8 protein-coding genes and 1 pseudogene are annotated in these 10,278 nt (G+C 70.1%); 8 read left to right on the top strand and 1 reads right to left on the bottom strand.

Annotation, left to right across the window (positions count from 1 at the left end):
• The coding region (locus VHK87_RS14800; protein WP_329635657.1) for a 5-deoxy-glucuronate isomerase at positions 1 to 556 on the bottom strand (556 nt) is incomplete at its 3' end.
• Between VHK87_RS14800 and VHK87_RS14795 the strand changes: the two are divergent.
• From VHK87_RS14795 to VHK87_RS14760, 8 genes and pseudogenes are all read left to right on the top strand, one after another.
• Positions 555 to 2,182, top strand: a pseudogene (locus VHK87_RS14795) (carboxylesterase/lipase family protein). The gene VHK87_RS14800 and the pseudogene VHK87_RS14795 overlap by 2 nt on opposite strands.
• Positions 2,183 to 2,269: 87 nt before the next feature.
• On the top strand, positions 2,270 to 3,955 hold the full coding sequence (locus VHK87_RS14790) for a carboxylesterase/lipase family protein (RefSeq protein WP_329635656.1): 1,686 nt from the start codon (positions 2,270 to 2,272) through the stop codon (positions 3,953 to 3,955).
• Positions 3,956 to 4,143: 188 nt separating this feature from the next.
• The gene (locus VHK87_RS14785; RefSeq protein ID WP_329635655.1) at positions 4,144 to 6,441 is read left to right on the top strand and encodes a TonB-dependent receptor; all 2,298 of its coding nucleotides are present in this window, start codon (positions 4,144 to 4,146) and stop codon (positions 6,439 to 6,441) included.
• Between the two features lie 72 nt (positions 6,442 to 6,513).
• Positions 6,514 to 7,626, top strand: coding sequence for an alpha-hydroxy acid oxidase (locus VHK87_RS14780; RefSeq protein WP_329635654.1), 1,113 nt, complete (start codon positions 6,514 to 6,516; stop codon positions 7,624 to 7,626).
• On the top strand, positions 7,620 to 8,303 hold the full coding sequence (locus VHK87_RS14775; RefSeq protein WP_329635653.1) for a Fe2+-dependent dioxygenase: 684 nt from the start codon (positions 7,620 to 7,622) through the stop codon (positions 8,301 to 8,303). The genes VHK87_RS14780 and VHK87_RS14775 overlap by 7 nt, the downstream gene beginning before the upstream one ends.
• Before the next feature lie 78 nt (positions 8,304 to 8,381).
• The gene (locus VHK87_RS14770; RefSeq protein WP_329635652.1) at positions 8,382 to 9,107 is read left to right on the top strand and encodes an energy transducer TonB; all 726 of its coding nucleotides are present in this window, start codon (positions 8,382 to 8,384) and stop codon (positions 9,105 to 9,107) included.
• An 11-nt stretch (positions 9,108 to 9,118) separates the two neighbouring features.
• On the top strand, positions 9,119 to 9,847 hold the full coding sequence (locus VHK87_RS14765; RefSeq protein ID WP_329635651.1) for a MotA/TolQ/ExbB proton channel family protein: 729 nt from the start codon (positions 9,119 to 9,121) through the stop codon (positions 9,845 to 9,847).
• A 2-nt stretch (positions 9,848 to 9,849) separates the two neighbouring features.
• A partial coding sequence (locus tag VHK87_RS14760; protein ID WP_329635650.1) for a biopolymer transporter ExbD occupies positions 9,850 to 10,278 on the top strand: 429 nt, incomplete at its 3' end.

The raw sequence follows: 10,278 nt of genomic DNA, 5'->3' as shown, positions 1-10,278 counted from the left end.
TGGTGACGCCGAGCAGCAGCTGGGCCGAGCGGCAGACGCCGGGGATGACGTACTGGTAGATGGTCCGCTCGTTGGAGGTCTCCGCCGCGCCGCGCTCCAGCGGATTGGCGGTCTCGGGCGTGATCTTCACCACCTCCAGCCGCGTGTGCGCCGGGGTGGATGCGAGGTAGAACCTGGCCGGCGCGGCGGCGTCGGCGCTCTCGAAAACGACCTCGGTCGAGCCCATCGGAACGTAGAGGCCGTCGCGGTGGCGAAGGTCGTGGGCCTCACGGTCCACGGTGACCCGCCCTGCCCCGCCGACGTTGACGATCCCCAGTTCACGCCGCTCGAGGAAGGGCTTGCCCTTGGCGGATTCCGGCTCGGCCTGCTCGGGCAGGCGCAGCGGCCCGCCGGCCGGCGCGGCGCCGCCGATCACGAACCGCTCGTTGTGCGAGTAGTTGAGCGAGATCTGGCCCGGCTGGAACAGGTTCTGGACCAGGTAGCGGTCGCGCAGCTCGTCGTTGCTGGCCCCCTTCATCATGTCCGGATGGGTGGCTTGGTAGACCTTCTGGAACATGTGCGGACCTCCCTTGCCCGGCTTAGGTAACCGGTGTCATCTGCCATGGCAACGACGACCTGAGGCCGCCATGCCGACGCCCCTCACCCGCCGCCAGACCCTTGCCGCCGCCGCCGCGCTGGCCACGGCGCCGTCCATCGCCCACGCGGCCGATCCGGTGGCGAGCACCCGGCACGGGCCGGTGCGGGGACGGTGGGAAGACGGGGTGCTGGTGTTCAAGGGCGTCCGCTACGGGGCGGACACTGCGCGGCGCAGGTTCCGACCGCCCGTGGCGCCGCGGCCGTGGCGCGACCCCCTTCCCGCCTTCGACTACGGTCCGGCCTGCCCCAGGTGGGCGGCGAGGCGCGGCAGAGCGAGGACTGCCTGTTCCTCAACATCTGGACGCCGGAGATGGACGGGCGGGCGCGGCGGCCGGTGCTGGTCTATTTCCACGGCGGCGCCTACTCGACCGGCTCAGGGTCCAGCCCGCTGTACGACGGGACGCGGCTTGCGCGGCGGGGCGATGTCGTGGTGGTGACGGTGAACCACCGGCTGAACGTCTTCGGCTACGGCTATTTCGCCAGGCTCGGCGGGCCGGCGTTCGCCGACGGCGGCAACGCGGGGCAGCTGGATCTGGTGCTGGCGCTGCGCTGGGTGCGCGACAACATCGCCAACTTCGGCGGCGATCCTTCCCAGGTCACCGTCTTCGGCCAGTCAGGCGGCGGGGCCAAGATCGCGACGCTGATGGCGACGCCTGCGGCGGCGGGGCTGTTCCACCGGGCGGTGACGATGAGCGGCCAGCAGGTCACCGCCTCGGGGCCGCTGAACGCGACGCGGCGGGGACAGGCCTTCCTCGAGGCGCTGAAGGTGGACGGACCCGAGGCGCTGCTGACCCTGCCGGAGGAGCGGCTAGTGGAGGGGCTGGCGGCGAAGGATCCGATCCTGCCGTTCGGCCCGGTCTACTTCGGCCCGGTGCTGGACGAGCGGACACTGACCCGCCACCCCTTCTATCCGGACGCCCCAGCCCAGTCGGCGCACGTCCCGATGGTGATCGGCAACACCCGCGACGAGACCCGGGCCTTCCTGGCGGGCGATCCGCGCAACCACGCGCTGACCTGGGAGGAGCTGCCGGCGAAGCTCGCGCCCGAGATGCGGGTGGACATCAGCCCGGATGTGGTGGTCGCCGAGTACCGGCGGCTCTACCCGGCCTACACGCCCAGCGAGGTGTTCTTCGCGGCCACCACGGCCGGGCGGTCCTGGCGTGCGGCGGTGATCGAGGCGGAACTCAGAGCCCACCAGGGCTCGCCGGCCTTCGTCTACCAGCTCGACTTCCCCTCGCCCGACCGGAAGCTTCGGGCCATGCACACGCTCGACATCCCGCTGATGTTCGACAACGTCGCCGCCCCGGGATCGCGCACCGGCGCGGGGCCGCAGGCGCAGGGGGCAGCCGACCAGATGAGCGGCGCCCTGCTGGCCTTCGCCCGGACCGGCGATCCGAACCACCCGGGGATCCCGCGCTGGGAGCCGTACGGCATGGCGCGGCGGCAGACGATGGTGTTCGACGTGAGCCCGCGCCTGATCGACGATCCCCGCGGCGGCGAGCGGCGGCTGTTCGCCAAGGTCCCGTATGTGCAGCCGGGGACCTAGTCATTCCTGACCACTGGCGGCGCTCCAAGTGAGCGTCTAAACCTTGGCCGAGAGGACCGCGGGACGGCGGCCGGCCGGGAGGGATGGATGACCGATCTGAGCTTGAACCGCCGCTGGGTGCTGGCTGGGGGCCTGTGGGTGGCGGCCGCGGGGCCGAGCTTTGCGCAAGCCGCGCCGGTGGTGGAGACAACCTCCGGCAAGGTGCGCGGATCGACCAAGGACGGCGTGCTGGTGTTCAAGGGCGTCCCTTACGGCGAAGACACCTCCGGCGCGAACCGCTTCATGCCGCCGAAGAAGAAGGCGCCGTGGACGGGCGTGCGCGATGCCCTGGCCTATGGCCCGACCGCCCCGCAAGGCGGGGCGGCGCCGAACCGGCCGCCGGCGCCGGCGGGCGCTGCGCGCCACCCGAGCCCGATCATGCCCGACCGGCCCGATCCTACCCCGCCGCCGGTCAGCGAGGACTGCCTGGTGCTGAACGTCTGGACGCCGGCCACCACCGGCAAGCGGGCGGTGATGTTCTGGATGCACGGCGGCGGCTTCACCACCGGTTCGGGCTCGTCGGTCTGGTACGAGGGGGTGAATATCGCCAAGAAGCAGGACGTGGTGATCGTGACGATCAACCACCGCCTGAACGTCTTCGGCTACTGCGACCTGTCGGCCTATGGCGACCAGTATGCCGCCAGCGGCAACGTCGGCATGCTCGACTGCGTGGCGGCGCTTCAGTGGGTGCGCGACAACATCGAGCGGTTCGGCGGCGATCCCTCGCGGGTGCTGATCCACGGGGAGTCCGGCGGCGGGCGCAAGACCTCGATGATGATGGCCTTCACCCCAGCCCAGGGGCTGTTCCACCGGGCGGTGGTGCAGTCCGGCTCGGCGCTGCGGATGGACGGCCGCGAGCTCGCGCAGGCCAAGGCCAAGCGGGTGCTGGAGGCGCTGAACATCGCCCCGGCGGATGTGGGTAAGCTGCGAGAGGTTCCGATGGCGGACCTGCGGGCGGCGGGGGCCAAGGCCAGCGCCGGCTACGGCCAGTTCCGGCCCGTGGTGGACGGCAAGCTCCTGCCCCGCCACCCGTTCGAGCCGGACGCTCCGCAGGTCTCCAAGCACATCCCGATGATCATCGGCACCAACCGCACCGAGGCCTCAGTGTTCATGGGGACCGACCCGGCGATGGACGCGCTGGACGATGCGGGCCTGAAGGCGGAGATCGGAAAGCTGGTCCCGGCCGGCGAGGCGGAGAAGGTGTACGCCCTCTACAAGCGGCTCTATCCGAAGAGCAGCAACGCCGAGATCGCCTACATGGTCTCCACGGACCGCGGCTACTTCTTGGACTCTACGATCCAGGCCGAGCGCAAGGCGGCCCAGGGCGGGGCGGGCGCCTACTACTACGCCTTCTACCGCGAGACCCCGGTGCAGAACGGCCGCTACTTCGTCCCGCACGCCGAGGAGATCCCGTTCGTGTTCGACACACTGGGCAACGCGCAGCGGATGGTGGGGCCGGTGACGCCGGAGGCCCAGGCCCTGGCCGACAAGATGAGCGCGACCTGGGCCAACTTCGCGAAGACCGGTAAAGCCGAGGTTCCGGGCGGTCCGGCCTGGCCGCCCTACAATGCGCGGACCCGTCCTACGATGATCTTCGACGAGGGATCGAAACTGCGGGTCGAGAACGACCCACGCGGCGAACAGCGGCGCACCATGCTCGCCTTCGGCTCCCAGCAGGACCGCCAGAGCGAGCTCCCCGCCCCCGGCCAGCGCGGCGGCGACGAGCCGGCGTAGGGCGGTTCCTCGCCGACCTGCCCGCCAAAGGACCGGCCGGGCCTACTCGCGGCCTTCGCCGGCCAATTGCGAATGAGACGCAAAAGAGATTGCAGTTGCGAATGCGTCGCAATATACGCTCCAGCTTGGAGACGAGGGGTCTCGCACACCGAGGGGATAATCCATTGAGCGCTTCGAAGGGTAGGGCTTTGCGCCCGGCCAGCCTGAGACTGGGCGGCACGTCGACGATGTTCGGCTCGGCCATCTGCCTGACGGCTCTGGCCCTGGCGCCGACGGCGGCGCTCGCCCAGGCGGCCGAGCCGGCCGAGGAGCTGGCCACGGTCAAGGTGCAGTCCACGGCCATCGAAGCCAACCCGAACGCCGAGCCCGGCGTGCCCTACAAGGCCAAGACCTCGGGCGACGAGCGCCACACCCGCCCGCTCGCCGAGACCCCGCAGACCATCACTGTCCTCACCAAGTCGCAGATCGACGACTCCGGCTACACCGACCTGAAGGCCATCCTCGACGCCCAGCCCGGCATCACCCTGGGCACCGGCGAGAACGGCAACGCCTTCGGCGACCGCTATGTGATCCGCGGCCAGGACGCCCGCAGCGATTCCTTCGTAGACGGCCTGCGCGATCCCGGCATGACCATCCGCGAAAGCTTCGCCATCGAGCAGTTGGAGATCACCAAGGGGCCGAATTCCAGCTTCGCGGGCCGCGGCACCTCAGGCGGGGCGGTGAACGCCATCACCAAACAGGCAAGCACCTTCCTCGACTTCGCCAATGTGCAGGGCACGCTCGGCACCGACGAGCACGTGCGGCTGACCCTGGACGCCAACAAGGCGTTCAGCGAGACGCTCGCCGTGCGCGGCAACCTGCTCTACGCCAAGGAAGACGTGCCGGACCGCGGCCCCGCCGACCGTGAGCGCAAGGGCGCCGCCGTGTCGCTGTACTTCACCCCGACCGACGCCTTCGAGGCGACCCTCGACTACTACGGCCTGCGGGCCAAGGACCGGCCCGACGTGGGCGGCTATCTGACGGGCGGCGTGCCGGTGCGCAACGTGCCGGTCTATGCGCAGTCCGAAGACTTCCTGGTTTCCGACGTCGACACCTTCACCGCCCGCCTGAAGTACCACTTCAGCGACGACATCCGGCTAACCAGCCTCACCCGCTACGGCGAGGCGGACAACGGCTACGTGCTGACCGGCGCCCGCGGGACCACGACGAACGCCAGCAACCCCGGCGGGGTCTATGTCACAGGAACCGTCTCGGACCATCAGGGCTGGCAGAACGTCGAATACTTCGCGACGCAGGAGAACCTGTTCATCACGAAGGACCTGTTCGGACGCAAGAACGAGCTGATCCTCAGCTTCGAGTACTCCGACCACCAGGTCCTCAACGGCATCTACCGCCTGACCCGCACCGGTCCCTTCAACTGCGCCACCGGGACCTCCACCACCCTTAACAGCTATTGCATCATCGGGCCCGACGGGGCGGCCGTTGCGGGCGTCAACAACCTGCTGCGCCGCAACATCCAGCGGGGGCCCTACGACCAGGACTGGCGGATCGAGACCACCTCCTTCTCGGTCATGGACACCATGGACCTGACGGACCGGCTGACCGTCTTCGCCGGCCTGCGCTACGACACCTTCGACTTCGAACTCGGCGTCCAGAACACCACCACCCTGGTGCGGAGCGACTACCCCTACTCCGACGATCTCTGGAACGGCCATTTCGGCGTCACCTACGACCTCGGCGGCGGTGGGATGGTCTATGCCAGCTACGCCACTTCCGCCGACATCAACGGCGGCGAGTCGGACGTCGGCACCAGCACCGGCTACGGCGGCGCGATCATACTCAACGGCGCCATCTCCGGCGCCAAGCCGGAGCGTTCCGAGAACATCGAGATCGGGACCAAGTGGAACATCCTGGACGAGAAGCTGCTGCTCACCGCGGCGCTGTTCCAGGTCACCAAGACCGACGTGCACGAGGGAAACGGCTACACCACAGTCGGCACCTTCAACTCGGCCGAGAACCGGGTGCGCGGCATCGAGCTGGGCGCCACCGGCAATCTCACGGACAAGCTGACCGTACAGGCCGGCGTGACGTTGATGGAGGCCGAGGTCCTCAAGTCGGCGACCCCCGGCATCGTCGGCATGACGCTGTCCAACTTCGCCGAGCAGTCGGCGGTGGTGCAGGCCAAGTACCAGCTGACCGACAACTTCTACTTCGGCGGCGCGGTGAAGTACGAAAGCGAGCGCTACGGCGGCCAGCCGGACACGGCCCCCGCCCGCAACGCCGCGGGCCAGTACACCCAGAAGGTCCCCGGCTACACCGTCGCCGATGTCTTCGCCGCCTACCGGGTGAACCCGAACCTCGAAGCGCGGCTGAACCTCAGCAACATCACCAACGAGGACTACTACCTGGCGGTCTACCAGGGGGGCTTCTTCCTCTACAAGGGCGACGCCCGGGCGGTCCGCTTCACCCTCAACTACGACTTCTAAGGTCGAGCCTTAGACGTTAAGAGCAGGGCCGGCCTCACACGGGTCGGCCCTGCGCATATCGGACCCATGCCAATGCCCGCCGCGGGCGCCCTTCCTGCGAACATCCACTGCGCTCACGACTACGAGGACCTGGCCCGACAGGCGCTCGAGCCGGCCGTGTTCGCCCATCTGGCCGGCGGCGCGGGCCGCGACGTGGCGGTGCGGAACAATCGCGCGGCCTTCGAGGCGCTGAAGATCACCCCGCGGGTGCTGCGTGACCTGAAGGCCGGATCGACCCGCCTCAGTCTTGGGGGCGAGGCGCGGCCGCATCCGATTTGGCTGGGCCCCGTCGCGTTCCAGGCCCTCTTCCATGCCGGCGCGGAAGTCGAGACGGCGCGGGCGGCCGCGGCGGTCGGCGCCGGGCTGGTGGCCAGCACCCTGTCGTCCGTCACCCTCGAGGAAATCGCCGCGGCGGCCGGACCGGACCGCTGGTTCCAGCTCTACGTCCAGCCGGCGCGCGAGGCGACTCTCGACCTCGTCCGACGCGCCGAGGCCGCCGGCTACCGGGCGCTCGTGGTGACGGTGGACGCGCCGGTCCACGCGCCGGGACTGACCAGCCTGCGGGCCGGCTTCCGCGGCGGCCAGGCAAGCGCCAACCTCGCTGGCTGGACGGCTCCGGAGGCTGCGCCGGCGCCCGGCGAAAGCCGCGTCTTCCAGGGCCTGATGCCGGCCGCACCCACCTGGGCCGATATCGACTGGCTGCGCGCGCAGACAGCGCTGCCGCTCTGGCTGAAGGGGGTGATGCACCCCGACGATGCGCGCGCCGCCCTCGCCGCCGGGGTCGACGGGCTGGTGGTGTCGAACCATGGCGGCCGCGAGCTTGACTCCGCGCCGTCCAGCCTGAGCGCCCTGCCCCCTGTTCGCGCGGCCGTGGGCGAGAGCTTCCCGCTGCTGTTCGACGGCGGGATCCGCTGCGGCGAAGACGTATTCAAGGCCATCGCGCTGGGCGCCGACGGAGTGATGCTCGGCCGCCTGCAGGCCTGGGCCCTGGCGGCGGCCGGGGCGCTGGGCGTCGGCCACATGATCAAGCTGCTGCGGGAAGAGCTGGAGGTCTGCATGGCTTTGGCCGGTTGCGTCGATCTTGCGGACATCCGCAGGGCCGAGGTCCGCGCGGAGACGTGGGCGGGCAAGGAGGGTCCATGCTGATCGCCATCGACAAGGTGCTGACCAAGGACGAGGTCGCCGCCTGCCGCCGTCGCCTGGACGCCGCCCAGTGGCTCGACGGGGCGCTCACCGCCGGGACCTTGGCCCGCAGCCAGAAGACCAACCAACAGCTGGACGACGCCGATCCGGCCGCGATCGCCTTGGGCGAAGACATCCTGCGCCGGCTTTGGCCGCATCCGCTGTTCATCTCGGCCGCCCTGCCGGCCCAGATCTTCCCGCCCCGCTTCAACCGCTACGCGGGCGGCGGCGCCTATGGCGCACACGTGGACAGCGCGCTGATGCGCCCGCCGGGCGGCGAGCGGACCCTTCGCAGCGACCTGTCGGCCACCCTCTTCCTTTCGGAACCCGAAGAGTACGACGGCGGCGAGCTGGAGATCGAAGGCGCCTTCGGGGTCCAGGCGGTGAAGCTCGAGGCCGGCGACCTCATCCTCTACCCCTCCAGCAGCCTGCACAGGGTCACGCCGGTGACGCGCGGCGCGCGCATCGCGGCCTTCTTCTGGATCGAGAGCCACGTGGCCGACGAAGGCGAGCGGACGCTGCTGTTCGACCTCGACCAGGCGATCCAGGGACTGACTCTGAAGGCCGGACCCGACCACCCTCAGCTGCTGAAGCTGACCGGCGTCTACCATAACCTGCTGCGCCGCTGGGCCCGCACCTAAGCGGGCGAGACCCATCGGCATTCTCGGGGTCGCCATTCCTTCTTTGATTGCGACGCATTCTCAGTTAGAGGCTGTGCAATGCTTCGCGGGGCTTCGATTGCTGGTGCGGCGCTCGCGCACGACGAGTGGCGCTCGACGAACGCGCAACAGCGCGCCGTCGCTATCGGCCTCGTGCTCGGCCTCCACCTGGCGGTGCTGGCGAGCTTCGTCGTCGCAGGCCTGAAGGCCCCGCCGGAGCCGCCGGAGGCGATACTGGAAGTCAGCCTGCTGAGCGCCGAGCCCGTCGCCGCGGCGCAGCCCAGCCAGGCCCAGCCTGCCGAGCCGACCCCGCCGGTCCCGACGCCGCGCCCGCCGGAGCCGACCCTGCTGTCGACCCCCGCGCCCACGCCCTCCGCGATGAGCGCGCCGCCAGTCGAGCGAAGGCCGGCGGATCCCGCCCCCGCGGCGCCCGCGCCCTCCCCCGCTCCGGCCCCGGCCGCGGCCTCGGCCGATGCGCCCGCCGCCACGACCGGGCCGGTGACGCCGCCGAACTTCAGCGCCGCCTACCTGAACAATCCGGGGCCGGTCTATCCGCCCTCGTCCCGGCGCAAGCGCGAGGAAGGCGTGGTCCGCCTGCGCGTCCACGTAAGCGCCGAGGGCAAGCCCAGCCAGGTGCTGCTCGAACGCTCCAGCGGCTCGTCAGACCTCGACGAGGCGGCGCTGGACGTGGTGCGCAAGCGCTGGCGGTTCGCGCCGGCCCAGCAGGCCGGCAAGCCCGTCGCCGCCTGGGTGATCGTGCCCCTGGAATTCTCACTCAAACGCTGAGAGTACGACCGTTGGACAACCCCTTAGGTTTCAGCCACTTCCTCGCCCAGGCGGACCTCGTCTCGCGCACCATCCTGGTGCTGATGGCCGCCGCCTCGCTGACCAGCTGGTACCTGATCGTCACCAAGCTGATCGCCGGTGCGAAGGCCCGCGCCCGCTCGGCCCGGTTCCTGGAGTTCTTCTGGAACGCCCCCTCGCTGGACGCCGTCGCCGAGAAGCTGGAGGGGAGCAAGCCGGACAACGCCTTCGCGCACCTGGCCCAGCAGGGCCTCGTGGCCATGCAGCACCACGACCGGCACGGGGCCCACAGGCTGCACGAGGCCGGGACGACGTCGGAGTATGTCACCCGGGCGCTCCGGCGCACCATCGACGAGGAGACCGCGGCGATGGAGTCCGGCCTCACCATCCTAGCCTCGATCGGCTCGACCTCGCCGTTCGTCGGCCTGCTTGGCACGGTGTGGGGCATCTACCACGCGCTGCTGGCCATCGGTATGTCGGGGTCGGGCACCCTCGACAAGGTCGCAGGTCCCGTGGGCGAGGCCCTGATCATGACCGCCATCGGCCTGGCCGTCGCGATCCCGGCCGTGCTCGGCTACAACTTCATCGTCCGCAGCAACCGCATCACCCAGGCGCGCCTCGATGGGTTCGCGCACGACCTCTACACCTTCCTGGTGACCGGGGCTAAGGTCGGCGCGCCGCAGCCCGCCCCTCGGCCCGTCGCCGCCCGGCAGAGCGCCTGACGATGGCCTTCGGCAGCTTCGGAACCCAGCGCAACAGCGCGCCGATGGCGGAGATCAACGTCATCCCGCTGGTCGACATCATGCTCGTGCTGCTGGTCATCTTCATCGTGACCGCGCCGCTCCTGACCCATTCGGTCAAGATCGACCTGCCAAAGGCGGCCAGCGCGCCGGACATATCCCGCCGCCAGGCGGTGCAGTTCGCCATCGACGGCGGCGGCCAGCTCTACTGGAACAGCGAGAAGATCAGCCGCGCCCAGATGGTCGAGCGGTTCCGCCTGGCCGGCGCCGAGTCCGACCCGCCCGAGCTGCACCTGCGCATCAGCCGCACGGTGCCGTACGAGACCGTGGCCGACGTGATGAGCGAGGCGAGCAAGGCTGGGCTGGCCAAGGTCGGCTTCGTCACCGATCCATCCGCGCCGGCGACGCCGGTG

It is taken from the genome of Phenylobacterium sp. (genome assembly GCF_036263695.1).
Lineage (GTDB): Bacteria > Pseudomonadota > Alphaproteobacteria > Caulobacterales > Caulobacteraceae > Phenylobacterium.
The sequence above is the reverse complement of the archived record's forward strand: the minus strand, read 5'-3'. Positions and strand labels throughout refer to the sequence as shown.

Excerpts from the sequence above, each read along its gene's own strand:
- VHK87_RS14790 (WP_329635656.1), top strand. The coding sequence starts at position 2,270 with ATGACCGATCTGAGCTTGAACCGCCGCTGGGTGCTGGCTGGGGGCCTG.
- VHK87_RS14780 (WP_329635654.1), top strand. The coding sequence starts at position 6,514 with ATGCCCGCCGCGGGCGCCCTTCCTGCGAACATCCACTGCGCTCACGAC.
- VHK87_RS14775 (WP_329635653.1), top strand. The coding sequence starts at position 7,620 with ATGCTGATCGCCATCGACAAGGTGCTGACCAAGGACGAGGTCGCCGCC.
- VHK87_RS14770 (WP_329635652.1), top strand. The coding sequence starts at position 8,382 with ATGCTTCGCGGGGCTTCGATTGCTGGTGCGGCGCTCGCGCACGACGAG.